The sequence below is a fragment of the Photobacterium sp. genome, assembly GCF_057456235.1.
Genome location: NZ_JBVCPH010000002.1, coordinates 216,510 through 242,934, shown reverse-complemented (window position 1 = coordinate 242,934; position 26,425 = coordinate 216,510). Strand labels below are relative to the sequence as shown.

Sequence of the window (26,425 nt, the reverse complement as noted above, 5' to 3'; positions counted from 1 at the left end):
ACTTGGGTATAGATAGCGATTTAAAAATAGAACAGGTGGAAGGTTACTTCCTTCCACCTGTTGTTTTTTACTTCACTAAGCGAACATTCTTAACGCTAAATTCAACACCCGCTTGCGAATTGCCCCATGCTGGTAGTATCGCCAAAGGTTTATCAACACTTTCTACGATGTCATCGATACCTAAGCCGCTGACAGGCACTGAAATAGCGGTCCATGTTCCTGTAGCTATATTCCCTAAAGAATAATCAGGACTCGCTGCATTTTCCTGTGATGACTCCATTTTAATCACTAAGCCATCAACATTGTCACCATATGAAGTAACCAACAGATCAAACTCTAAAGTACCCGCCTCGACATAGTTCGTTAAATTCTGCGTTTCACCGCTCAAGAAAATAACCGCTTTGTCATCTGCAGGACTGGCCGCATTGTAAGTGACATTCACAACTGTCGCCCCGTCACCATCAACAGTCGTTGTGGTTGAAACATGATCTGGCGCAGGACTCCAATCACTGCCGGTATGAGCACTCCACACTCCGACACTCGGGCTCCAGGTATCGCTCCAAATGTAAGAGATAGCCTCATCTAAGGCTGGCAGTGCAGGTACTGCTAATGCCGCACAATCTACTTCATCGCTGGCTGCATCGAGGCTACGCGGTACAAAACGGATTTCGCCTAAATCAAACGCCATTTCGCCCGTTGTTGTCAGCAGGAACGGGGTATTAAGCATTGAGTACTCCATACCTTCCTCGGCAAAACAGCTAAGCGCAAACTTCATTGTTGTCCATTCCGTCGAAACGGCCGGTAGCACATTATTGATTTTGACATCACCAAGGCATGGCCACTCACAGTGCATGGCAAGCGTCGTATCTGCCGTCGGTGACTTGATCATTTTGATATCAAACTGCAACGTGGAATCGGCGTTAAAATAGGCATTTTTGTCTACCGTCTTTGTATCTTCTGTCTGAAGGTACAGCTGCGCAACATCGGTGCCATCAAATACAACATTCAAAGCATCTTGCTGATGCTTATAGTTGATTGGACTCGTAGCTAAACCACCAATCGAGGTTGTACTACCGTTTGACACATCAAGGCCAGCCCAACCATTTGCTGCACCGCCGATCCGTGCAACAAACTCCCCTGAAGATTCACGACCGAACACTTCCATATTCGATGTTGCAACACCATTGTCTGGGGCTTCCTGGCCACAACCATAATCACGCGGGTCGAGAACGAGGTTATTTAAGTCATTTTCAGATGTTGTCGTTGAACTATAAGACAGACCATAACCATAAGGGAACAGGGGCTTGTGCTCACCGCTAATATCCTGCTCCGGTGCCGGAGTCACGTAATCCTTAATATTGGGCGCAATACGGTTGATGGTGGTCGAACATTTTTTCATCGGCCATGAATAAGACAAGTGACCTGTAAAGTCCTTACCATCTTTGTTAAACAAGACGTCAGTAATACCACCAGCTTCAGTACCTGGCAACCATGCCGCAACAAAGGCATCCGAATTGTTGATTTCTTCATTCACATATAGCGGTCGACCAGAATAGAACACGGTCACTACTTTCAGGCCAGCGTCCTTCAATTCTCTGACTTTATCTAAGTCAGCTCTATAAGAAGCCTTAATGGAAGAGAATTCCAATGTCTTATTGGACTTGATATCACCAAACATTTCCGCATAAGGGTCTTCACCGATAACGACGACCGCTACGGTATTTTCGGTCGCTTCACTCATATCGGTAATGATGTTTTCACTACCGACAACATCCTCCAGCGCCATTTGCATGGTTGTCGCGCCCGGGAAGTCAGCTTCTATGGTGTTTTCATTACCCTGCCAGGTCAGCGACCAGCCACCGGTCTGTTTCTGAATATTGTTGATGGCACTACCTGCAATCAAGATTTTCTGATCATTCGATAGAGGCAAAATACTGCCTTCATTTTTCAACAATACCAATGACTGACTAACCGCTTCACGTGCGAGGGCACGGTGCTCTGCAGAGCCCAGCAGCTGTTGCTGACCAGCCAATGTTCGCTCAGAGGGCATCGGTTTTTCCCACAAGTTAGCACGCAGTTTTACCCGCAGGATACGGCTTACCGCATCATCTATACGCGCCATAGGAATCGTGCCGTCATTCACCTGGGCAATCACATTGGTATAGAATGCCTTCCAGTCGCTATTCGCGGTAACCATAAACACATCGTTGCCTGCATTGACAGCGGCTGGGCAATTTGAGGCACTACAATCATTGAGCTCGTTCTGGCCGTTCCAGTCGGTAACGACAATACCGTCAAAGCCCATTTTGTTTTTAAGAACATCGGAGATCAGATACTTACTGCCATGCAGTTTTTTATTATAATCTCCGCCCTCAACCTGATCGTAATTAGCATCGTTATGCCAGGAGTTAAATGAAGACATAACTACTTGGGCCCCGGCATTGAGCCCGGCGAAATAACCTGTGGCATGAATATTACGCAGGTAGTCTTCGGAGTAGTGGTTCTCGCCACGGTCGACACCATCTTGAGTGCCGCCATCACCGACCCAGTGCTTCACATTTGAAATAACATTTCGCTCGCCAGCCAGACCGTCAGCCCCACCTTGAATACCTTCAACCATCTTAGCTGCGTATTGATAAATGATTTCTGGGTCTTCTGAGTAGCCTTCGTAAACCCGTCCCCAGCGGTAATCACGAGGTGAGGCCACCGTGGGTGCAAATGTCCAATCCAGGCCTGTTGCTGCAATTTCTTCCGCTGTCGCCTTGCCAATTTCATAAATCAAATCTAGGTTATTTGCCGCACCTAAGCCAATGTTATGCGGGAAAACCGTCGCTTGGAAAACGTTGTTATGACCGTGAACCGCATCCGTTGCCCACATAAATGGAATTTTAAATCCGCGGCCAGCAAAAGCGTCTTCTAGTGCAAGCCAATATTTGTCTGACTCTTTTGCCCAGTCTTCTGCTGTAGCGTATTTATTTTCACCGGGCCAAGCCCCTCCCCCATTTAACAGTGAACCTAGTTTATACTGTTTTGCTTCCTCCGGCGTCACCTCTAGAAGATTAGGCTGGATCATCTGACCGACTTTCTCTTCGAGCGTCATTTGAACCAGTATTTCAATAATTTTATTTTCAATTACTTCATTTTTCTGAATGGCACTTTTAATAACTGGCCAATCACCAAAATAGGGGACTTTAGACTGTGTTAAATCGGTAACTGAATTATTATCTGATTCATTGCACCCTGCAATTAATGCCAGCGCGATTAAACATGGTAGTATTTTTTTATTATTACGCACTATGTAATCCTTTACTTTAATTTTTTATTAAGGAAAAGTGAGAGCACCACCTGTTTGGCGGTGCTCTCCAAAAGCGGAAAGCTTAATAATTAATATTCGGCCCTATCAGGCTGAAAATAGTGAATACCATAGACAACTTACATTGAAGAGATTATTGGTTTACCACCAAGCTTCCCACATTGCGCCAACTGCAAATGTGTCACGGGTAGTATCGCCAATGATTTCTGAACCATCTCCCGCAACTTTATTATCGGCATCACCCACTGTTGCGTAAAAACGTAGCATTGGGCGATCCCAAGAATTTTTACCGATAGCAATGTTTTGAGACAGAGTAACCTTCCATGCTGCATTTTCATCAGCATTGTCATAATCAACCAGAGAGTAACCTGCTTCTAGCCAAGTCGAATGGATATCGTTCCAAGAATGCATTGGGCGAACAATCGCACTGTAGTTAGTACGATCATCAGCGGCATCATTAGCACCGTCATTGTTGTGATAAGCAAGCTGGTAATCTAGCGTAGTGCTATCACCCAAAGACATACCACCTTGGAAACTGGCATATATCGTATTTAAATCTTCTGTCTTGTTGAATGCAGAGTTATCGGTGTTATCCGTGTAACGAAGACTCAGTTTTTTACCATTAAAGTTGAAGATCGTACCGACTTGATACGCCTTGATGTCAGCTTCAGCTGAGTCATCTGAAGACAAGCCATAATTAGCAAAGATACTTAGATCAACGTTATCGGCTAGCTTAATATCATGTAGTTTTGTGGTAAGTGCATAGTCACCGTTATCGCCAGTGCCAGTCCAACTGCTACCGTCTGTTTGTGCCACAAAGGCAACATTTAATTTTACGTTACCCAGTTCAAGGTTTTTGATACCGGCACCCTGACCATCATGAGTCATAAAGAAATAGTCATTCAGGCCTTCCTGAGGACGCTGGTGGAAATCTCGACCGGCCCAAACATAGGCATTTGGCTGTGACGCGAATACGTTAGATGCGCCTGCATAGAATTTTTTCAGGAAGACGTCACCATTACCTACATCATCAGTGAACGTATCACCATTAGAGTCTTCTTTTTCTAATGAACCTGGCATTTTCCACCAGTTTTCAAGCATAAGTACAACATCCCATTTTGTACCATTGGGACCTTCAAAACCTTTAGAAAATTGGAATTCACCACCGTTAGTTTCATTTCCTAAACGACCTGCTGCGTTACCGGCAAGTTGTCCATCAGCGGTTACATAATCGTTTCCATTATTCGCATAATGCATACCATAACGTGCGTAGCCAGTGAATGCGAAATCGTCTGATTCTGCATTAGCAAAATGGGACGCCGATAAAGTTGATGTTGCTAACAGGCACGCAAGGGTAAGGTTTGATAATTTCATTCTAACTCCAAAATTGTTATTTGTATTTCCATTAACGTTGAGAAAGAAAGCGCTTTCTCAATTAGGTAAAAAAAAGGGGTAGTATGCTTGATAAGCTAACTATTAATTCAGAATTAATAAGAGAAACTTATTAAACAACCTCCTAAATCACCTTTAAAACCGATTATAGGAGTAAACATTTGCATTTAAAGTGATCACAATCACCAAAGGAAGCGCTTTCACGAGATCGAATTCACAATATTAACAAGAACATCACTTTCCTGACAAATGTGACCATCATCACACCCCATCCAAAATTACACTTAAGAGATTGATATTATTGTTAAATTAATCTGTTATATCACTGCACTACCACAGAGGATTCTCATTTGTTGATTACCGTGACGATATTCTTGTCGTTGGCTCCTCTATCAACTTACTATAATCAGAGATATATCCGGTTTCAGCATATAACATCAGATAGCAATAATGCTTATAGTTCGCTGATATAAATGCATTTTTTTACTCCCCTCTCAAGCATCACATATCTTCTAGAAAGCGCTTGCACTAATATCACGATACGGTCAAAATTGAATTATTGAGTCCGAAAATATTGATGTTGACGTAGTAAGACAGCACCTGTATTGCTTATCTGCAAAACAGATGAGTTTGAGCCGTTCAAAAAACAATCATCGTAAGGAAATAAAGTTGATCACCATTAAAGATGTATCCGAACTTGCCCAGGTTTCTCAAGCGACGGTTTCCAGAGCCTTAAATGGACATCCTACGGTCAAAGAAGAAAATAAGATCAAGGTATTTAAAGCCATAGAGCAACTTGGTTATAAACCAAATGCATTTGCCCAGGCACTGGCATCGAGTCGTTCAAACAGTATCGGGATGCTTGTTGGCTCTCTGGATGGTCCCTTTTATGGTCCCTTGATGCACACAGCGGAAAACACTGTTCGTCAGAAAAATCTTCATTTAATTGTTACCAGCGGTCAGGAATCAAAAACAAAAGAGAGCGACTCAATTCGATTTTTACAGTCTAAACAAGTTGATGGCTTGATCATTCATTCCGATATGCTCTCTGATGATGAATTGATTAAAATTGCGAAAGAAACGTCACCGACCGTTATTCTTAACCGTTACATTCCTGAATTATCAGAAAACTGCATCTGCATTGATAACGAGTTAGGTGGATATCTCGCCACTAAGTACTTGCTTGATAATGGACATGAAAAAATCGCATGTATTACCGGGCAGCTCAGTAAAATTGACAGCCGTGACCGTTTACAGGGCTACAGGAATGCATTATCTGAATATGGCATTCCGTATGATGCGAATTTAATTGTCGAAGGCCGTTTTGATCATGAAGGTAATCACGAAACAGTCAGGCGATTACTCGATCGCAATAACGAGATCACTGCGATATTCTGTCAAAATGATAATATCGCCTTAGCGGCCTATGATGTATGCAGTGAAAGAAACCTGTCGGTGGGGGACGATATCTCGATTGTTGGTTTCGATAACGACACTTATAGCCAGCATATTCGCCCTAAGCTCACTACTGTTAACTTCCCTGTCAGCGAAATGGGAACAGAAGCCGCGAAACGAGTTCTGTCTTTACTCAATAATGAGTCTTACCCACTGAACGGTAAACTGACACCAGAGCTGATAATCAGAGACTCCGTTAAGAAATTAAATTAACAACGTTGATAGGTAATGGGAAGTAACTCTCCCCATTACCTTACCTCAAATCAGGACAATCCCCGGGCTATTCGGCCGATATCAAAGCCACACTCTCCGTGACAATGAAGAATAAACGAGCGAACAGACTCGGCTTCTCCCATAAATAAAAGGCAGATGAACTGCCTTTTATGAGTACTGAAAACAATTACGCCCACAAACCAGATGTTAATTTCACCAACCTGTCGCGAATACTGTCATCAATCATTATTTTGGGGGAATTGCCGTCACTGGTATCACTGTTCTCCACAATCAGAACCTTGCCATCATCACTAAGCGTATGCGTATGGTATACGCCACGCTTAATATTGTAGGTTTTATTTGGTTCCATATCCCAAGTGGAAATATCAATGATATTGTGTTCGTCATCAAGCTCCGCGCAAAACAGAATGCACTTTCCTGACAACAAGACAAACACCTCATCGGTTTCGTTATGACACTGAAAATTATCAATTTTATCAGCATCTAATTCATCGATATAATTCAGTATTGCCACTCGCCATGACTGGAAATCAATCAATGGCGAGTAGCCCACCTCATCATATTCAGACATCTCGACTAGATGACTATTCACATTAGCTCCCGCAGTACCTAGGCCATTAACAATGATGACGGAATAGACACGGTGATCTCTTTAATTTCACCGGTTCGGGAAAACAGATGACGGCTCATCTCGGTATTCAAATACATACCCGACAGATAAATGCTTTCATTATTATTCAGCACGACCTTGATCTGCCCTTCACCTTCTTCCTGAGCCTGGTAGACAACAGGAACTTGGCAGTAGGTAAACGCCAGTGAATTTTCCGGTAAGATAATTGTCTCGTTCTCGCTATCGAGGTTAATGAAATCGAAGCGGGCACTTGCAGACAAAAACTCAGCTTTTCTTAATAAGGAAGGTTTGATGTGAATCATACCGTCTTCAATGCATAGCCCTAGTTCACCAAATCGAGTGAGGATCTCTTCTTTCACCTGCCCTGTCATACCTGGCTGCTGAGCGCCAGCGTGTTTAGGTGTATGCGAATAAGGATCCGTCGGGAACGCGCCGTAATTCTCAGGCGTTTTATTAAATCCAATCCCTGATCGTACTCTGTAATAGTATTCAGCCAGTTTTTGAGTTGTTTCAGAATGCGGATCAATCTTCGATGCAGCGAAATAATTTTCCTGAACGGCAAGCAATAACTTAGACACCATGTGCCAATAAATACAGCCAAGTCCTTCATAGCCGAACATCGTGCCTGAACGTCCAGTAAATGCCTGATGATTGAACACCTCTTCATAGCAATTCAGTACATCCGTCAATGTTTCGCTATCAGTTTCCTTGTAATCACGCTCAACATCTTTGAGTACAGCTAATAAAAATCCTGCATTTTCGAAATTTGCATTAAAATGGTAAAAACCTTCGGTATCAGGTTCAACCAATCGATAATCACCATTCTGGACCATTTTTCTCAGCAAAATATTACCGTATACGCGCGATGCATCCAGCTTGTTTTTATTAGCGAAGCTGGTTAAGTCACGGTCCGGATAGAGCATGAAACTTTGCTGATCAACCCGGAATAAATCACTGGAATACAGTTTATCTAACAAGGCAACGGCTTGTTCTGGTGTTAATACTCCCGAACTTAATACCGCAACCTGCCCCTCAAGCATCGGATAGAGCTCATCAACGTTTGCACTTTCAGATGAATAGCTGATGATATTATAAGCATTATACAAACCATCTTTACGTCGGTTAGAACTGATACTTGCATCAATAACCGTGAGACTGACATCTAGCAGGTTATTGATAAACTCAGTGTCAATTCGAGTCTTCCCGGAGAACCCGCCATTTTCATAGATGGCAGTGCGGTAATCACTTGCAGCAATAGCAAGTTTATTCAATAGCGCTTTTCGAGTTTGTCGGGTAATACTCTTCTGTTTTAGCTCGGTTTTTACTTCATTTAAGATCTGTGTTGTAGCAACAATCCAATCAACCAATTCTGATGACAAGTCAAGACTCATCGTATTGTCTTTCAGCAGATTTTGTAAGAAGGCAACATAGCGACGCATATAATATAGCGTCACCATCGACAGGCCATTTCCGACAATGGCATTGTTGGCATCATTCCATTCTGGTCGTTGTGTATTAAGCCAAATGCCACCATCCACAACGAGGTTGCCCAGTTTCGCCAGCAAAGGCACCATTAGCTTTTCAGTCAGGTTGACCAGATAGACATCGCAATTATCATTCAGCAGCAGTCGACCATCGCTACCAAACTCTGCGACCCAATCAGTAATACGCTCTTGCTTATTTTGGTTGAATACAACGGTATTTTTAGGGTCATCAAATAGTTCATCAAAAGCCTTAATTTCATAAGGCACATTCGAATAACTGAAAATGTCACAGCTTAGTAACTCATTAAGTTCCTGTGGCTGATATTTTTTTGACAGCTCAAGAAACTTCAACAGATAAATAATCTGGTGATCGCCCCAATAACCAATGTTACTCCATGCGTCTTCCGGATCTAAAATTTCCCAGTCAACGCCCTCTTTGGTAATTCGGTAAGGGTTATAGCCATCAACTGTCGATGCATTGACAAACTTGGCAATGAACGACTTTATGAAATTAGGATAGCTAACAGCAAGCGCTTCCCAGTTCTGGAAAATATCTCGCCAGTTTCCCTGATACGATAGCAATCGCTCACCGTTGGTATCTTTTACTTTAATCTCGAAATGGTTCCACGGGCGGCTCGGATCACCATGGCGGCGGCCAAATGTTAAAGGCAGGTACTCATAACAAAGGCGTAAAAGCTGCTTGTCATTTTGCTCTGTCGCTAAAGCCATCAGCGCTTCATAACCGATACGATCCGGCAAACCAGCAAAAAAATCGGCATGTCTGGATGCGACGACTTTGTTTGAATTGGTCAGTGTCTGCACAAAATCTTTCTTATCCAGCCAGTACTGATCGACCACGACACCGCCACGCATATTATTAAACAGTACATTGGCATAGTGATGAACGGTGGTCTCTTCTTCTGCTGTTTTCTGGGAGGCATCACTGCCAGCCATCAGCATTAAGAGGTCCTGGTGGTTGTCTTTAATTGACCGGTTGATATCATTTTTAACCGCTTCTGCAGACATCAAGTGGTGTTTTAAATCAACAATATCAGCATGAGTCTTATCGATGTCAGCGATGATCTGCCAGCTATTTTCTTCTTCAGCACCAAGTTCACAATGCTTATAAATAAAATACGCCCCCCGCAAGCCACGTCGCAGTGTTTCATTCGCGATTTGTTCGCCGCGGCGGAAAGCGCCAAGTTGCTCGCTAGAAAGTAAGATTGCCTCACAACCATCGGCAATACTGAACACCGTTGTTGCTCGTAATGATTCCGCAGGCTCAGCTCGATCACTTAGCTTGGCATACATGCTGTACGTCGCCAGAGCAGATTCAGGCAGTAGTTCGTTCCACTTGTAAGCATCGACTAACGCACTACGATCTTGCAATGCCGACAACGGTGCCCCTGAAGGCAAAATATTTTGAATGCCGTCAACCAACTCAAGCCTTACCGGTTGCGTTGAGTGGTTTTTCAGTGTTGATGTTCGGACAAAACCGTATTGATCACTGGTGTTCCACTGATATTTAAACGTCAGCGATAGATCAAAGTTAACTTCTTCAAAAACAATTTTATCACCCGCGACATTCTTATAAAGATTCCGCTGAGTATGATAAAGGCCATTGTGGTGAACATTGAACGGTTCCCATTGCATGGTCCCTTCTTCGGTTAACACCTTGACGATTGTCTTACTACCCGTATTTTCAGCGCTCTCATGGATATAATCAACTGATTTATAAGGGAACAAGGCGTTTTCAGGCATAATTCTACCGGCAGATAAGCTGCCTGTAGATGAAATGAATAACCAGTGATCGCTGGACGATACAACACTGATGAAAAAAGGCTTCATGTGATCGACATTCTCAATCACATAGTATTTCTCGCCATCTAATGATACAAACTTTCCTGAAATATCATCCGATGAAGTATTAATGTTTTCTGTAGTCATAACTAACTGAACCAAAGTAAGCGCTTTCTTTAAGCGATGAGTTAAAAATAATATTTGGAAAAACTAAATATTATGGCACCGGATGAAGTGATCATCTGCGATTTGAGTAACAGCAGGGAAACTCTCGGCGCAACAATCTATCGCTCGCGGACAGCGCATTGCGAATGGACACCCTTTTGTATCAGGCTTCCACAATGGGATTTCGCCTTTTTTAGCACTCAGCTCTCGACGTCCTCCCCTTCCTGGCTCTGGAACGGCAGAAAGTAATAGCTGGGTATATGGATGCTGCGGGGTTTGTGTGACTTTATCGCTATTACCCCACTCCACCATATGGCCGACATACATTACCGCGGTTTTTTCAGCAAAGTATCTTGCGGTTGCAATATCATGCGTAATATACATGAATGAAATACCATGCTTATCTTTCAAATCCGCCATTAAGTTTAAAATACCAAGGCGAACTGAAACATCCAGCATTGAGATAGGTTCATCTGCCAGGATTACTTCAGGAGAAACGGCAATGGCACGTGCTATCGCGACTCGCTGTCTTTGCCCGCCACTTAACTCATGAGGATATTTCTCGGCCGTCTCAACGACCGGTGACAAACCCACGAGCTCAAGCAGTTCATAAACCAGCTTGGCTATCGCTTCTTTTTCTGCCCGTTTATGGATCAGTAACGGGCGCGCAATATGGTGGAAAATGGTATGAACCGGATTCAGAGAACCAAACGGGTCCTGAAAGATCATCTGCACCTGACGCGCGTACTCCAGGCTGCCATTTTCTTTAATGTATTCCTTTAAGGGTTGTCCCTTGAAGTAGATATCGCCGGCAGTCTCATCGTAAATACGCGTTAGAATCCGTGCGCCGGTACTCTTGCCAGAGCCAGACTCACCAACAATGGCAAGCGCTTCACCTTTACACAAATCAAACGATACGTCGTTAACCGCACGCATGAAGCTGTTTTTACTACTTGATTGACCAACGGGAAAATCTTTTACCAGGTTACGGACTGAAAGTACTACTTCTGGATTGTTCATCGTACCCATCATTAATTCCTTATAATTTATGACATGCTGCTTCGTGATGGGCATTCAGCTGAGCCAGTTGAGGTTCAGCTGTCTTACATACCGCCATGCAATCACCACAACGGTCCTGGAAATTACATCCTTTGGGAATACTTAATAAATTTACAGGATTTCCGGGAATACCATACAAGCGTTCTTTTGGCCCGTGAATTGTCGGGAATGAAGCAATCAGGCCTTTTGTATAAGGGTGTGACGGATTACCAAAGACTGTTTCAGCATCACCAATCTCAATCAGGTTACCGGCATACATAACACCAATACGATCAGCGATTTCACCCATTAAACTTAAGTCATGGCTGATAAACAGAATTGAAAACCCGAACTTGGTTTTTAAATCGTATAGCTCGTTCAGAATTTCGCGCTCTACCACCACATCTAATGCCGTCGTCGGCTCATCCATGATGATCAGCTTAGGTTCAAGTGCCAGTGCAATGGCAATAACAACACGCTGCCTCATGCCGCCGCTAAGCTGGTGCGGAAAGCTGGCCATCCGGTCGGCATGTATACCTACGATGGCTAACAACTCTTCAGCTTTTGCAGAGGCGTCTTTAAAGCTGATTCTTTTGTGAGCCACAATCACATCAGTAAGCTGCTCGCCAATGGTGATAACCGGATTTAAAGAGTTCATTGCGCTCTGAAAGACAATGGAAACATCATTCCAGCGGAAGTTTCGCAATTCTTTATCTGACATTTTTAAAACATCACGATTCTTATAAAGAATTTCACCTTCAGATATTAACGCCGGTGCTTTGTGCAGACGTGAAATCGCAAATGCCAAGGTGCTTTTTCCGCAGCCGGATTCACCGGCAATACCCAGAGTTTCGCCAGGCGCGATGCTCAGGCTGACATTATTGACCGCCCTTGCGACTCCGTTTGGAGAAACATAGTCGACACAAAGATTATTAATCTCTAATAATACGTCTTTCATAATAAGCCCCGGCGTTGATCAGCTTCTTTCTTGAGTTTTTTCCACAATTTCATGTGTGGACCCGTTCTAAGTTTTGGATTGCTGACTTCATCAATAGACATGTTGATTAACGCCAGTGAGCCGCCCGTAATCGCTAGTGCCATTGCCGGTACGATCATTTCCCACCACGCGCCGGTATATAAAGCAGACGAGGTTTGCGCCCAATACAGCATTGATCCCCAGCTGACTTCAGTTGCATCACCTAAACCAAGAATACCCAGACCTGCTTCTGAACCCATCGCGTAGATCACCGTGCCAAGGAAGCCACCAAACACAATCGAAACTAAATTAGGCAGAATTTCAACAAAAATAATGCGCAGTTTGGACTCTCCCATGACTTCCGCTGAAATGATGAATTCTTTGTTTCTCAGTGCCATAGTTTGCGACCGTATTACCCGTGCCCCCCATGGCCATGACGTTATTCCGAGTAATAGTGTGATAACCATCGAACCAACCTGTCCCAAAAAAGCAGCCAGTACGATGAGCAACGGTAGTTGCGGGAAAACCAGAAAAACATTGGTGATGAAGTTAAGCCATTCATCCACTTTTCCGCCCAGATAACCGGATGAAACCCCGATAGTCACTGCCAGCGTCATCGCAATAAGACCTGCCGATAAGGCAACAGTCAGTGACTTTCTCGCTCCGTGAAGCACCTGGCTATACACGTCACGGCCACTTCGTGTTGTACCAAGAATATGCTCAGCACTTGGCGGCATATGTGGCCGAGCAACACGCTTATCCGGATTATGTGTCGCCAAAACCGGGGCCATTAACGCCCCGATCAACACCATTGATATTAATACTCCACCAATAATCGCTGGCGGGTTGCCATGAAAGAATGCAAATATTTTTGAGCACTTCTCTTTGACCTTTATCAATGAGTTAGTAAAATTTTGAACAGACATATTTGTATCGTCGATTGAATCTATTAACTTGCTCATATTCAAACCTTATTTAGAAATCCGTGGGTCAAGCCAGACATAAAGAAGATCTGCTATGAAGTTTGCAGTAAGCACGGCAGAGACCAGAATAAGTAAAATTGCCTGGATAAGAGGATAATCTCGAGCAACGATACCTTTGAGCAGAATATTACCCAGCCCCTGGTAATTAAACACGACCTCGGTCATGATTGAACCGGCAAAAGAGAAACCAATCGCCATCGCGATTGCAGTTGCTACGGGTAATATTGCATTTCTTCCCGCATATCGAGACATCACCCGATAACTGCTCAGCCCTTTGGCTTCAGCCATGGTGACGTAATCTTCACCAAGCACATTGATCATTGCATTACGCATATTGAAGACCCACGTTGAGATACCAACGATAATCATTGATCCCAAAGGTAAAACAGCATGCTTTAAAACACTTCCGATAAATTCGAGTGTCAATCCCGGCTCTAGGGCTGGGTCGTACGTGTATGCAAGCGGCAAGAGTTCAAGCTGCAAACCAAAGAAATAAAACAGTAGCAGCGCTGTAACGATATAAGGGAAATTACTAATAAACGCTAATACTGGCGGCGCGATTTGTCCAAACAGGCCTTCGCGACGATATGAAGCATATGTACCGATGCTGACACCAATAATTAAAGCAACAATGAGCGAACCTAGAGCCAGAAACATGGTCCATGGCAGAGCCATCGCAATGACTTCAGTAACACTCACCGGGAACATTAATACTGATGGCCCGAGATCAAGCGTAAAAACACTTTGGATATATGCGATATATTGCTCGAATACTGAGCCGTCCATAAAACCGTACATTTCTCTCACTGCATCCATCTGAGCAGGATCCATACGGCCTTGCGCAGCTGCGAATAAGGCATCAACCGGGTCTCCCGGCATCAATCTTGGCAGTAAAAAATTAAAGGATATTGCTATAAGAAAAGCAATAAAATAAAAACTCAGTCTGCGTATTAAAAAGCTCATAAAATATTCCGGTAATTAAAGAGCCACAAATATGGCTCTTTAAATTATTTACAATTACTTAAGGTGAAGATTATTGAGAATTAACACTCGCTTACCGCCATCATACCAAACCGGTTGAACATACGGATTATCTTTGTTCGGCCAGCCTACAATTTTCGAGCTGTTATACTGGAACCAAGTTGGATTAGAAAACAGTGGAATAAACGGCAAGTTATCAGCTGTAAACTCCTGAAGTTCATCAATAATCTTTTTCTGCTCTACGGGATCTTTGGTCTTACCAAAGCTATCAATCAGGGCATCAATATCTTCTGAATGGACGCCATGGCCAGCGTGCCAGGTTTTACCAATACGTGATGTTGAGAAATATTCCTGGTAAGCCAAAATTGGGTTAGTCGCAACCATTGACCAGTTAATCGACATCTTGTATTCGCTATCTTTCAGAGATTTATCATACACTGCCCAATCGACGGTTTTGACATTCGCTTTAATACCAATTTCTTCGTAGTATTCAGTCACCATCTGAACAACTTGGATCCAGTCAGTCCAGCCATTGACTACTTCAATATCAAATTCAATTTTCTTACCATCAGCCGTGTCTCTGAAGCCATCGCCGTCAAGATCTTTATAACCGGCCGCATCAAGCAATTGCTTCGCTTTTTCAGGATTATAGTTGGTGATATCTTTATATTTATCGTTAACTTGCTTGCTAATGCTTGTACTATAAAGTTCGGCAATACCACCTACATTATAGTTTGCTGTTGGATAACCGTAGGCTGCAATATCAACGATGGCTTCACGATCCAATGCCATCGATAATGCTTTACGTACATTAAGATCATCGAATGGCTTTTCTTTAGTGTTAACATAAAGATGGATAGCATCATTAGCCGGATACCAAAAATGATTATTTTCAGGATCTGCGGCAACAAAAGTATTTTCAATATCGGCAATGAAGTTTGAGCCCCAGTCAATTTCACCTTTCATTAATGCCGGCTGAATTTGAGAATTATCATTGTATGAACGATAAGTTATACAATCAAGATATGGGCGGTTCTCAAGGTAGTAATGTGGGTTACGGCAAAGCTCCATCTGCTGTGACTTGACATACTTAACCACCGTCATTGGGCCACTACCAACAGGATCAGGGTTAGTAAACGTGGTCAAGTCTTTCGCCTTGCTCCAAATTTGCTCTGGTACAATATGATAACTCGCCAGATTCCAGATAAAGGTCGAATCAGCTTCATTTAATTCAAATACAATTGTCGTAGCATCTTGAGCAGTTACACTCGCAAGATTGCCACCAGTCCAAATACCTTTTTGATCGAACGCTGGTGCGTCTTTGGTCATTGTGAAACTGAATGCTACGTCTTTTGCTGTTAATGGTGAGCCATCAGACCACTTCAGACTATCACGTAATTTAACCGTAATTGTCTTCAGATCATCAGAATAATCAGCCGACTTCGCCAGACGATATTCAGTTTTACCGGTCATGTTATTAAAAGCTAATAATGGTTCAAACATCACACCATGAAGCAAGTCTTTAGTCGTATATGGATTGAAATTGTCAACAAAACCAGTACCTATGATAGGCACTGTCAATGTTCCACCCTGCTTAATCTCATCAGCTGCAACACCATTTGCAGAGAACATTAAGCCACATACTAAGGCAGCTAAAACCTTTTTATTATGCATTACATAATCCTTCACATTAAGGGAAACGTTAAAAAAGCGCTCACTTCATTGCTTGACGGCTTCGTGACCGGTCATTTTTATTAAATTGATTCAAAATCAACCAAAGAAAGCGCTTTCTTTGGTTGATACTATGCTACGTAAACTGCGTAGACAACTCGATGATTCGAAACCTATACCTCGATCACACTACATATATAGTGGTTTTTATTACGCAGTCTTGCGCTTGCGATTGACTACATCCAAATTTATTCTTATTAAACATAGACTTAATTCATAATGGTATTTACTGGTGTCTCAATATTTTCCAAATACCGATGATCGCAGATAAAAGACACTCGCCATACACTAAATCTTTTTAAATCAGCATATTAAATGTTGCAGAATGCGCTTACTGTATTTTATTTCGTAACAGCATCGTGATACCCGTCACACCTTCACTAAAATTATAGCTATTAGTACATGATAACCCGTTATTGATGCCATTATTCTTAACTCTGTCGGAGTTGTACGCCAATATGAACGGAGTAAAACAGTCCCGTCAGCGCACTTGACCCTCGTTAACAAAAAGAACTACAACTTAAGCAACTGGCAAATCGTTTCCTCAAACCACTCATAGCGTGCAGGGAGTTGACGGTATCGTTTTTTTGTTAAGTAGAGTTTTTCGGTCACATTGTGAGTCAGCGGGGCGGCATACAATGATTGCTGTGGTTCGAATTGAGCAATAGCTCTGGCTGGCAGTACAGTAAAGCCTACCCCTTGCGATACAGGAAGCAATATTTGGCTTAACTGATTGATATAACTTTTAATATTGAGGCTATCACGGCCTCTGTATGAATTAAAATCATTGGCTTTTAATACTTTATCCAGATAATAAAAACCATCAGGATGATTAATAAAACCGAGTGTATTGAGGAAGGTAAAGTCTATTTCTGCATTTTTATATTGAATGGGAAGCACCAACTGCAACGTTTCTTGACCAACCTGATATTGCACTAATTCATCAGAATACACTTGTTGTGTTACGATGCCGATATCTATCTTGTTCTCTAAAAGATCATCAATAATGTTCTGGTTTGGCGCTGCCTCTACGGATACGTTTAACCCGCTATGTTTACATTGATAAGTAAGAAAATGGGGATAAAGATGCATGGCTAAAGTACCAGAGCACGAAAAACGACATTCTCCCTGCAGGGGATCATCCTGTTCGATTGCCTGGTGTAATTGCTCTTCTAATGCCAGCATTTGTTGGCCGTATTGATATAATTTCTCCCCCGCTAAACTCAATTCAAATTGTTTACCGTAGCGATTGATTAACGTTGTTTTTAGCTGTTCTTCCAGCTTTTTTATATGCTGGCTTACCCCGGGTTGGGTCATGTGCATTTTTTCTGCTGCGTGAGTAAAGTGCCCTGTCTTCACCAACATCATAAATGTTGCCAGCCATTTTTGATTAACCACAAATCACCACATAATAAAATATTATTAAAAAAATAATAAACGATAATTTAATCTTTTGATATTCAAAATAAACACTGGCTTTACTTTCATTGAAGCAGAACATTAATTCTGACAACCCATCGAAATGGCAGAAGACGGTAGCACTGCCATAATTGGTAAAGACCAAATACCTCTCCCCTCTCTGCGGCAAGCCAAGGAGGTCTCTTGATTAAGTTCTTACTCAACCAGGCAGAGCGAGAAGAAACTCAGCTCTCACCGAACATGACGGTACTCAATTACCTGCGTACCAAAGCAAAGAAAACCGGCACCAAAGAAGGCTGTGGTTCAGGTGATTGCGGTGCATGTACAGTGGTTCTTGGTGAACTGAGCAACGGACAGTTGCAGTATCGTTCTGTTAACGCCTGTCTTACCTTCGTATCAGCCCTTCACGGCAAGCAGCTCATCACGGTTGAAGACCTGCAAAGCAAAGACGGCTCTCTCCACCCGGTTCAGCAGGCGCTGGTTGACTTTCATGGTTCGCAATGCGGCTATTGTACTCCCGGAATTATTATGTCGATGTTTGCGCTCAGCAAAAACCATCCGAAGACCGATAAACAGGATGTTCTCGAATTCCTGTCCGGTAACTTGTGCCGATGTACCGGCTACCGCCCGATCATCGACGCGGCATTGTCGCTAAGTAAAAAAGCGCCCTGGCAGGATCACTTTGCCGAACAGGTGCAATCGACCATCGATAAGCTCAATAGCATCAGCAACGAACCGGCAACCCTGCAGTTAAACAATCTTTCCAGCTTTTCACCCGCAACGATAAATGAGCTGGCGGAATTGCTTCTGGTTTATCCGCATGCTCGCATCGTCGCAGGCGGCACCGATCTGGCCGTTGACGTCACCCAGCGCCACCGTGAGATCGAGACGCTGATTGATGTCAGTCGGGTAATGGATATGAAGGTAGTGAATGAGACCAATCACCACCTTGTCATCGGGGCGAACGTGCCTCTCAGCGATTGCTACGGCGTACTCAACAAGCACTACCCGGACTTTGGCGAGATCCTCCGTCGCTTTGGATCAAAGCAGGTCCGCAATCAAGCAACGCTGGGGGGCAACATCGGCAATGCTTCTCCCATCGGGGATACCCCGCCGCTGCTGATCGCACTGGATGCAGGCATCACCCTGAGCCGAAGTGGAGAGTCTCGCACCATTCCTGTCGAAGATTATTATCTCGGCTATAAGGAAACCGCCCTGCGGCCATCCGAATTTATCAAAAAAATCATCATTCCCAAACCGGAGGCCAGCAAAACGTTCCGTGCCTATAAGGTATCGAAACGGCTCGGAGATGATATTTCTGCCGCCTGTGGCGGATTCAATATCGAACTCGAAGACGATACCGTCACGTTTGCCCGGATCGCCTTCGGCGGCATGGCGGAAATACCCAAACGGGCCGTTCACTGTGAACAGGAATTGATTGGAAAAAAGTGGAACATTGCCACGATAAACTCGGCGATGGCAGCACTGGCGTCTGATTTTGCCCCCTTGTCAGATTTCCGTGCCAGCAAAGCGTATCGTAGCCAAACGGCGGCCAACATGCTCTACCGCTTTTTTATCGAGCAGCAAAACAGCCAAATCGAAACCAGGGTGACCTCTTATGTCTAAACCAAAAAAAACTGCACTAGAGCACGCTGACATTATCGCGGATGTTAACCAAGACTTAAGAACTGGCGTTGGTCACAGCGTACAGCACGACAGTGCTGGCAAACATGTCACGGGCGAAGCCGTATATGTCGATGACCGCCTTGAGTTTCCGAACCAGCTCCACCTGTATGCCCGGTTAAGCCCCCACGCACACGCCAACATTACCAAATTAGATATTAGCCCTTGTTATGACTATGACGGGGTGGCGCTTGTTATCACCAGCAAGGACATTCCCGGCGAGATTGATATCGGGACGATTTTCCCCGGTGATCCTCTGCTGGCAGATGGCAAGGTGGAATACGTCGGTCAGCCAATACTTGTTGTTGCCGCCAGTGATCCCGACACGGCCTATCAGGCAGCACAGGCGGCAATTATCGAATACGATCCGCTGCCTGCTATTCTCGATATCAAAGAGGCATTGACGAAAAAGCATTTTGTCAATGACCGCCACTGGCAAAAACGGGGAGATCCACACACTGCACTCAGCACTGCCGCCCATGTCTTGAGCGGTGAGATCCATATCGGCGGGCAGGAGCACTTCTATCTGGAAACGCAGGCCAGCAGTGCCTTGCCGACCGAAGACGGCGGGATGGTCGTCTATGCGTCGACCCAGAACCCGACCGATGTCCAAAGGCAGGTCGCAAAGGTACTGGGCACACCAATGCGCAATGTGACTGTCGATACCCGCCGGATCGGCGGTGGCTTCGGCGGCAAAGAAACACAAGCGGCCGGCCCGGCCTGCATGGCTGCGGTGGTCGCCAACCTGACCGGACGTCCGGCTAAGATCCGCCTGTACCGGAATGAAGATATGTTGATGACAGGCAAGCGGCATCCGTTCTATAACCGCTACCGTGTCGGCTTTGATGACAACGGCACCATTCAGGGCATTGAAATCACGCTGGCCAGTAACTGCGGCTTCTCCCCGGATCTGTCTGCCGCCATTATCGATCGCGCCATGTTCCACTGCGACAATGCGTATTACCTCAGTAATGTCAGCATTACCGCGTATTGCTGCAAAACCAATATCGCCTCCAATACCGCCTGCCGCGGCTTTGGCGGACCACAAGCCATGGTGACCATCGAGCACATCATGGATGAGATCGCCAGCTACCTCAAAAAAGAGCCGCTGGAGGTACGCAAAACCAATTACTATGGCGGCGAAGGGCGCAATATCACCCACTACTACCAGACGGTAGAACATAACCTGCTACAAGTTATTACCGAGCAGCTTGAAACCAGCAGTGACTACCATGCCCGGCGCCTGGCTATCAATGCATTTAATCAACACAGCCCGATCCTCAAAAAAGGGCTGGCGCTCACTCCGGTGAAGTTCGGTATTTCATTTACCGCGTCGTTCCTTAACCAGGCGGGGGCCCTCATCCATATCTACCCCGATGGCAGCATCCATCTCAACCACGGCGGAACAGAAATGGGGCAAGGCCTGAACACCAAAATAGCCCAGATTGTGGCAGAGGAATTTCAGGTCGATATCAATCAGATCCAAATCACCGCTACCACCACCGATAAGGTGCCGAACACATCGGCCACTGCCGCCTCATCCGGAGCCGATCTGAACGGCAAGGCGGCGCAAAATGCCGCTAAAACCATCAAACATAGGCTGATCACGTTTGCCAGCTCACACTTTAAGATCAGCGAAGATCAGGTGGTTTTCACCAAAGGTTTCGTTCACATCGGTAATAATAAATTGCCGTTTGCAGAGCTGGTTCAGCTGGCTTACTTCAATCAAGTATCGCTATCGAGTACCGGTTACTACCGCACACCGAAGGTTCATTATGACGAAAAGCAAGCACGTGGTCGCCCCTTCTATTACTACGTGTTCGGTGCCGCCTGTTCCGAAGTTATTGTCGATATCCTGACCGGTGAATACAAAATTCTCCGCACCGATATTTGTCATGATGTGGGGTCGTCATTGAATCCGGCGATAGACAAAGGTCAGATCGAAGGCGGCTTTATCCAAGGGGTGGGATGGCTGACCACAGAAGAGCTGGTCTGGGACCAGCATGGCCGCTTAGCCACCAGCAGTCCGGCCAGCTATAAAATCCCGACCATTGCTGATGTCCCGATTGATTTCCGTACCCAGCTGCTAGAGCACAATGCAAACCCGGAACAGACTATTTTTCACTCGAAAGCCGTTGGCGAGCCTCCGTTTATGCTGGCAATCTCGGTACTGAGCGCGCTGAAAAATGCCATAACCTATACTTCGGAGAGCGGCACAATGCCCACACTTGATACCCCGGCGACTCCGGAGCGGGTACTGTGGGCGATTAAAAGCGTACAGCAACCGGATGATTCAAAGACTGAAAAAAAGTGCCAAAATCAAAACGGAAATTAAGCGCACATCAAACTGACCCGGAAGGATCTGCGTATGTTCGGCGATGACTGGATCCACCAACTGGCCCGGCTGCAAGAACAAGGCGAAGCCTGCGTACTGGTTACCGTATTGGAAGAAAAGGGATCGGTGCCTCGCGACATCGGTACCAAAATGGTGGTGACCCGTGACTCAGTGATTGCCACCATCGGAGGGGGCCACCTCGAATATCAGGCCACACAAATCGCGCGGGAGATGCTGCAGGCCGGTGATCACCAGTTGAAAATAGAACGCTTCAACCTGAGTGCCCGACTTGGCCAATGCTGCGGCGGTGTTGCCACTCTCAGCTTCGAACCGCTCTGCCGGCAGGCAAACCACCTTGCGCTATTCGGTGCCGGACATGTTGCCAACGCTCTGATCCATATCGTCTCGACCCTCCCGTTCAAGGTGACGTGGATTGACGAGCGCGACGGTGCCTTCCCTGATCCGCTTCCGTCAGCCACAACAAAAGTCATCAGCGATGATCCGGTCGCTGAGGTGAGTCAGATACCACCCCGCAGTTATTATCTGGTGATGACGCACAGCCATCAACTTGATTTCGAGCTTACCCGCGCGATCCTCAAACGCGATGATACCGCCTATTTCGGTCTGATTGGTTCAACAACCAAATGTAAGCAGTTTAGCCACAGGCTACTCCAACGCGGTTACAGCCAGACGGACATCGAACGAATGACCTGCCCTATCGGCATCCGGGTGGTGAAAGGAAAACATCCGGCAGAGATCGCCGTCTCTGTCGCCGCGCAGTTGATTGCTCACTATCAAGAGCAGGATCAGCAACAAGCCAACCATCACCCGCAGTCAGTATGAAGCTGCTCTATTCCCTCAATACCCGTCCGCCACTTGGCTTAACCCTGTTGTTAGCCCTCCAGCACATGCTGGCTTCTATTGGGGGTATCGTTGCCATGCCGCTGATTGTCGCCACATCCATCGGCCTGCCAGCCAGTGACGTTGTCACTCTGATCAATGCCTCTCTGTTGGCCTCCGGTATCGCGACAATCATCCAGTGTCTAGGCCTCGGACCTGTCGGGATCCGCTTACCTGTGGTAATGGGCTCCAGTTTCGCATTTTTGGGCATCGCGATTGTTATCGGCAAAGAAGGGGGAGTCAGCAGCATCATGGGCGCGGCTTTAGTCGGCTCACTGGTAGTGATTGCAGCCAGCTTTTATATGCATAAGGTGCGCGCACTCTTCCCCCCCGTTGTCAGCGGTGTGGCCGTCACTCTGATCGGCTTGACCATTTTACCGATCGCCATTAACTGGATCGGCGATGCCCCGGTTGCCAGTCCAGATTTTGCCTCCTTGCCAAAACTGTTTCTGGCTCTGATCTCGCTTGCGATCGTCGTTGCAATTTCAGCTTATGGCCGAAACACGCTGGCCGCGGCGGCGATTGTTATCGGCCTTGCTGGCGGCTATCTCATCGCGCTGGCTTTGGAGATGGTCGACTGGCAGCAAATCTCTGAAGCCCATTGGTTTGCTCGCCCTGAACCATTCAAATATGGTTTTAGCTTCTCCTTAGGAGCCATTGCCAGTATGAGTCTGGTGTATTTGGTGGTGATCGCCGAGGCCACTGGGGATTTCATCGCCCTGGGCAATAATTGCCATGTTAACGTCACCGGTCATGATTTAAAACGGGGACTATTAGCGGATGGGCTGGGGAGTACGCTGGCCGCCATTCTGACAGCGATGCCACTGGCCTCTTTCAGCCAGAATGTCGGGATTGTCGGCCTCACAGGCGTCGCCAGCCGTTATGTTGTCGCGACGACCGGAGGCTTGCTGATCATGGCGAGTCTGCTGCCAAAATTTGCCGCCCTTGCCGTCACGATCCCCAAACCTGTGATTGGCGGGGTCGGTCTGGTGATGTTCGGGATGATTGCCTATACCGGGATCCGGATGCTGGTTAAAGCCAGTGATACCAAACGCAACGCGTTAGTGGTTTGTGTCGGGCTGGCAGCCGGTTTGGCCGTCACATTTGAGCCTCTTTTAGTCCAGCACCTGCCGGATGAAATAGCGACCTTCTTTCATTCAGGTATCGCGACGGGCACGATTACAACGGTGCTTCTTAATCTGATGTTACCAAAACCGCCTTCAGGTGAAGACGCAGACTAACCTTATGCCTGAGTGACCGTTATTCACCGTGCAGTTCCATGGCGTTACCATACCAACTTGCCAAACACATAAGCCAACTCCGCTACGGTCTTGGCAGAGAATTTCTTCAACAAACTGGCGCGATGTACTTCCACGGTTCTCATTGCAATGCATAGCTCATCGGCAATTCGAATGTTACGTTTTCCGGAAATGATCAAACGCAGAATATCTTTCTCTCTGGTTGTGAGTGATTCATACGCGCTTCTCGCCGCGATTATGTCCAGGTTAGCAGCCGACTGTACCTGCCCTTGTAGGATAGCCTCAGCTAAATCGACGCCCCGCACTGGCTTCTGGAAAAAATGTATCGCGCCAGCTTGCAGGGCATCGACGGCCATTGGCACATCACCATGTCCGGTGAGATAAATCACCGCGAGTGGACTCTTGGCCTCATTGAGAATTTGGTGTACTTGCTGACCACGCAAATTCGGCATCCGACTGTCAAGAATCACACATCCCGCCTGATGAATATCCACAGAGTCGAGAAACAGCTGTCCGTCTTCAAACGTACTGACAGCAAAGTCATATTCTTCAAGCATAAACGCCAGAGAGTCGCGCACTGACTCATCGTCATCCACAACGTAAACCGGATGCTGTTTATCGGTATCGTTCATTCGCCTCTCCCTGAGGTTTAAACATGGCCTGCTTGTTGGCTCGAATCGCGCAATATCTGATATGGTATCGAAATTTCCACGACACAGCCGTGTGGCAGAATCGATTGAATAATAAACTCGCCGCCATGAAGCTCCACCACATCACGGCAAATCGCTAAGCCCAGCCCCAACCCTTCTGGTTTAGTGCTGACAAACGCTTCTGTCGGATTGTTTTGCTCTAACCCAGTGCCGTTGTCGACCACATGAATAGACACATGATCATGGTGATAATCAGTATGCAGCGCCACTTTTGCCTCAATGTGACCAAGGTGCGCCTCTCTGTACGTCACGCAAGCGTCTATTGAGTTATTAATGACATTCACCAACACTTGTTGCAGCCCGACCGCATCAGCTTCAATCATCCGCGCGCGACCTTCTGTGGTACAAACAATGCTGACGCTCTGCTTTTGCAGGCGAAAGTTAAGCAATTCCACAGTGTCTGAAATCAGATGCTCAACATTGCAGGGAGCCATATCCACACTGCGTTTTTTAATCAGCTTACGCAAGCGACAAACAATCGAATCTGCTCGTTCAACCTGTGTCTGAATTTTCTCCAGCACCGGCACAATATCTTCATAAGGGCGTTTTTTGGCAAGCCGCAACAACCCACCCTCGCTGTAATTACGAATTGCCGCCAATGGCTGGTTGATCTCGTGTGCCAGACTGCTCCCCAGCTCACCGACGATCGCCACGCGCTGCGAGTGCTCTAACATCTCACTCTTCTCTTTGAGACGCAGCAAGGTCTGAGCCAGCGCCTGTTTACTTTTGCTAAAACGATATTCCAACCAAAAATGATAAACGTTCAGCACAATGACAAACAAAAACAGCGCCCACGCCCATTCTTGATGTAAGCGTAGCCAGCGCAGTGCTTCTTTCCACCAGGGTTGCTGTAAAGGATGAAGATCCAATGCCTGATAAAGTTTATCGATGGAAAGCAGGCTCACCGGTGAGGTCCAGCCGGATGCTTTAGCCAAAACGGCTGCAGGGTTGTCTTCTGGCATCGCCAACAAAGCGCGACTGATCTTTTTCGCCAATTGGGATGAACCGCGCTCGGTTTTGGCAAACGACCAATTTGGATACAAGGGTGTCGAAACCAAACAGGAAGTGTTCGCCAGCGCGCGAGTATTCAGTACTCGAAATTGCCCCGCTTCCACCAGTCCTTCTTTCTCCATTTGTTCAACAAGACAAGCAGGAACAACCGCCGCTTCGACATTGTGATCACGTAGTTGATACAGATTAGCGTCGATTGGAAAGCCCAAATATCGAACATCTGAGAAGAAATCATTCGGGTCTAAACCCTGTTCGACCACTTGATACCTCAACGTCAAATAGCCACCGAATGCGTTTTCAGAGACGGCAGCAATGGGTAGACTCGCGACCTCTTCCAAAGTCATATAAGGAGAATCCGCTCGTACGACCAAAGCAGAGCCAATGCCGTAATTGGAGTTATTTGGCGATTGACTGATAAGTGTTGCTATCCACGAGAGCGCATACTGACGACCTAACCGTACCGCCTGACCGGGGTTGGTCACAATGAAATCCATACTCTGATTTTTCACCGCTTCCGCCATGCCATCGAGGTCCAGAGGATGCAGCACAAATTGAACCTCAGGGATCTGCTGATTCAGCCAATCCATCGTCGGCAGCCAACGTTGCTGGGCGTAAAGATGACCGCGAATGGCGAGTACACCCACATCGATCAGCTCTTTCGTGGCCGGTCTTTTATTAAGGGAAATGGTAACCGGAACAGAGTGAGCTATAACGGGTAAAAACCCTAAGAAAACAATCCATAGCTGAATGAATATGGCTTTTTTTTTCATCGTGAATTGTTTTTATCCCTCGAAAATAACAGACACAAGAATAGCAGCAAGATGGGGTGACCCACAGTTGTTTTAGATCAAGTTTGAGCGGGGTATGTGGAAATCCACTATATCGACTTAGCGCTGCATTTCTGACAATGAAAACAAGCACTAAT

17 protein-coding genes are annotated in these 26,425 nt (G+C 45.8%); 5 read left to right on the top strand and 12 right to left on the bottom strand.

The window, feature by feature from the left end; all coding sequences use genetic code 11:
* Positions 1-67: 67 nt before the first annotated feature.
* Together AC2204_RS03705 and AC2204_RS03700 are read right to left on the bottom strand one after the other, a co-directional pair.
* The gene (locus tag AC2204_RS03705) at positions 68-3,295 is read right to left on the bottom strand and encodes a glycoside hydrolase family 3 protein (RefSeq protein ID WP_318924140.1); all 3,228 of its coding nucleotides are present in this window, start codon (positions 3,293-3,295) and stop codon (positions 68-70) included.
* A 159-nt stretch (positions 3,296-3,454) separates the two neighbouring features.
* Positions 3,455-4,687 (bottom strand): carbohydrate porin, encoded by a 1,233-nt coding sequence (locus AC2204_RS03700; protein WP_318924139.1) that lies wholly within the window; start codon positions 4,685-4,687, stop codon positions 3,455-3,457.
* 687 nt (positions 4,688-5,374) lie between these two features.
* Between AC2204_RS03700 and AC2204_RS03695 the strand changes: the two genes are divergently transcribed.
* Positions 5,375-6,373, top strand: a complete 999-nt coding sequence (locus AC2204_RS03695; protein ID WP_318924138.1) for a LacI family DNA-binding transcriptional regulator — start codon at positions 5,375-5,377, stop codon at positions 6,371-6,373.
* 187 nt (positions 6,374-6,560) lie between these two features.
* On the opposite strand, the gene AC2204_RS03690 is transcribed toward AC2204_RS03695, so the two are convergent.
* The 8 genes from AC2204_RS03690 to AC2204_RS03655 all read right to left on the bottom strand — a co-directional run bounded on the left by AC2204_RS03690 (position 6,561) and on the right by AC2204_RS03655 (position 17,581).
* Entirely contained in the window at positions 6,561-6,986 is a 426-nt protein-coding gene (locus tag AC2204_RS03690) for a hypothetical protein (RefSeq protein WP_318924137.1), read from the bottom strand.
* Positions 6,987-7,003: 17 nt separating this feature from the next.
* A complete protein-coding gene (locus tag AC2204_RS03685) occupies positions 7,004-10,456 on the bottom strand; it encodes a hypothetical protein (protein ID WP_318924136.1) in 3,453 nt (1,150 codons plus the stop codon).
* Positions 10,457-10,519: 63 nt separating this feature from the next.
* Positions 10,520-11,503 (bottom strand): ABC transporter ATP-binding protein, encoded by a 984-nt coding sequence (locus AC2204_RS03680; RefSeq protein WP_318924135.1) that lies wholly within the window; start codon positions 11,501-11,503, stop codon positions 10,520-10,522.
* Between the two features lie 10 nt (positions 11,504-11,513).
* Positions 11,514-12,470, bottom strand: a complete 957-nt coding sequence (locus AC2204_RS03675) for an ABC transporter ATP-binding protein (protein WP_318924134.1) — start codon at positions 12,468-12,470, stop codon at positions 11,514-11,516.
* Complete coding sequence (locus AC2204_RS03670; protein ID WP_318924286.1) at positions 12,467-13,414, bottom strand: ABC transporter permease; 948 nt, start codon at positions 13,412-13,414, stop codon at positions 12,467-12,469. Before AC2204_RS03670 ends, AC2204_RS03675 begins: the two co-directional genes overlap by 4 nt.
* A 45-nt stretch (positions 13,415-13,459) precedes the next feature.
* On the bottom strand, positions 13,460-14,434 hold the full coding sequence (locus tag AC2204_RS03665) for an ABC transporter permease (protein WP_318924133.1): 975 nt from the start codon (positions 14,432-14,434) through the stop codon (positions 13,460-13,462).
* A gap of 54 nt (positions 14,435-14,488) precedes the next feature.
* Positions 14,489-16,126 (bottom strand): ABC transporter substrate-binding protein, encoded by a 1,638-nt coding sequence (locus tag AC2204_RS03660; RefSeq protein WP_318924132.1) that lies wholly within the window; start codon positions 16,124-16,126, stop codon positions 14,489-14,491.
* 570 nt (positions 16,127-16,696) lie between these two features.
* Positions 16,697-17,581, bottom strand: a complete 885-nt coding sequence (locus AC2204_RS03655; protein WP_318924131.1) for a LysR family transcriptional regulator — start codon at positions 17,579-17,581, stop codon at positions 16,697-16,699.
* A gap of 204 nt (positions 17,582-17,785) precedes the next feature.
* On the opposite strand from AC2204_RS03655, the gene xdhA reads away from it, so the two are divergent.
* From xdhA to AC2204_RS03635, 4 genes are read left to right on the top strand one after another with little or no spacing between them, the layout of a single operon-like run.
* Complete coding sequence (gene xdhA / locus AC2204_RS03650; protein ID WP_318924130.1) at positions 17,786-19,228, top strand: xanthine dehydrogenase small subunit; 1,443 nt, start codon at positions 17,786-17,788, stop codon at positions 19,226-19,228.
* A complete protein-coding gene (xdhB, locus tag AC2204_RS03645; protein ID WP_318924129.1) occupies positions 19,221-21,620 on the top strand; it encodes a xanthine dehydrogenase molybdopterin binding subunit in 2,400 nt (799 codons plus the stop codon). Before xdhA ends, xdhB begins: the two co-directional genes overlap by 8 nt.
* Positions 21,621-21,653: 33 nt before the next feature.
* Positions 21,654-22,463, top strand: a complete 810-nt coding sequence (gene xdhC, locus AC2204_RS03640; protein ID WP_318924128.1) for a xanthine dehydrogenase accessory protein XdhC — start codon at positions 21,654-21,656, stop codon at positions 22,461-22,463.
* Positions 22,460-23,761, top strand: a complete 1,302-nt coding sequence (locus AC2204_RS03635) for a nucleobase:cation symporter-2 family protein (RefSeq protein ID WP_318924127.1) — start codon at positions 22,460-22,462, stop codon at positions 23,759-23,761. Before xdhC ends, AC2204_RS03635 begins: the two co-directional genes overlap by 4 nt.
* Positions 23,762-23,805: 44 nt before the next feature.
* Here AC2204_RS03635 and AC2204_RS03630 read toward each other — a convergent pair whose 3' ends face one another.
* Together AC2204_RS03630 and AC2204_RS03625 are read right to left on the bottom strand one after the other, a co-directional pair.
* Entirely contained in the window at positions 23,806-24,411 is a 606-nt protein-coding gene (locus tag AC2204_RS03630) for a response regulator transcription factor (RefSeq protein ID WP_318924126.1), read from the bottom strand.
* 17 nt (positions 24,412-24,428) lie between these two features.
* Positions 24,429-26,270: a sensor histidine kinase gene (locus tag AC2204_RS03625; protein ID WP_318924125.1), complete on the bottom strand. Its 1,842-nt coding sequence runs from the start codon at positions 26,268-26,270 to the stop codon at positions 24,429-24,431.
* Positions 26,271-26,425: the final 155 nt, after the last annotated feature.

Bases quoted from the DNA above. Each gene is read 5' to 3' on its own strand.
- AC2204_RS03625 (WP_318924125.1), bottom strand. From the start codon at position 26,270: ATGAAAAAAAAAGCCATATTCATTCAGCTATGGATTGTTTTCTTAGGG.
- xdhB (WP_318924129.1), top strand. From the start codon at position 19,221: ATGTCTAAACCAAAAAAAACTGCACTAGAGCACGCTGACATTATCGCG.
- AC2204_RS03635 (WP_318924127.1), top strand. From the start codon at position 22,460: ATGAAGCTGCTCTATTCCCTCAATACCCGTCCGCCACTTGGCTTAACC.
- AC2204_RS03670 (WP_318924286.1), bottom strand. From the start codon at position 13,414: ATGTCTGTTCAAAATTTTACTAACTCATTGATAAAGGTCAAAGAGAAG.
- AC2204_RS03665 (WP_318924133.1), bottom strand. From the start codon at position 14,434: ATGAGCTTTTTAATACGCAGACTGAGTTTTTATTTTATTGCTTTTCTT.
- AC2204_RS03680 (WP_318924135.1), bottom strand. From the start codon at position 11,503: ATGGGTACGATGAACAATCCAGAAGTAGTACTTTCAGTCCGTAACCTG.
- AC2204_RS03630 (WP_318924126.1), bottom strand. From the start codon at position 24,411: ATGAACGATACCGATAAACAGCATCCGGTTTACGTTGTGGATGACGAT.
- xdhC (WP_318924128.1), top strand. From the start codon at position 21,654: ATGTTCGGCGATGACTGGATCCACCAACTGGCCCGGCTGCAAGAACAA.
- AC2204_RS03675 (WP_318924134.1), bottom strand. From the start codon at position 12,470: ATGAAAGACGTATTATTAGAGATTAATAATCTTTGTGTCGACTATGTT.
- AC2204_RS03660 (WP_318924132.1), bottom strand. From the start codon at position 16,126: ATGCATAATAAAAAGGTTTTAGCTGCCTTAGTATGTGGCTTAATGTTC.
- AC2204_RS03685 (WP_318924136.1), bottom strand. From the start codon at position 10,456: ATGACTACAGAAAACATTAATACTTCATCGGATGATATTTCAGGAAAG.
- AC2204_RS03700 (WP_318924139.1), bottom strand. From the start codon at position 4,687: ATGAAATTATCAAACCTTACCCTTGCGTGCCTGTTAGCAACATCAACT.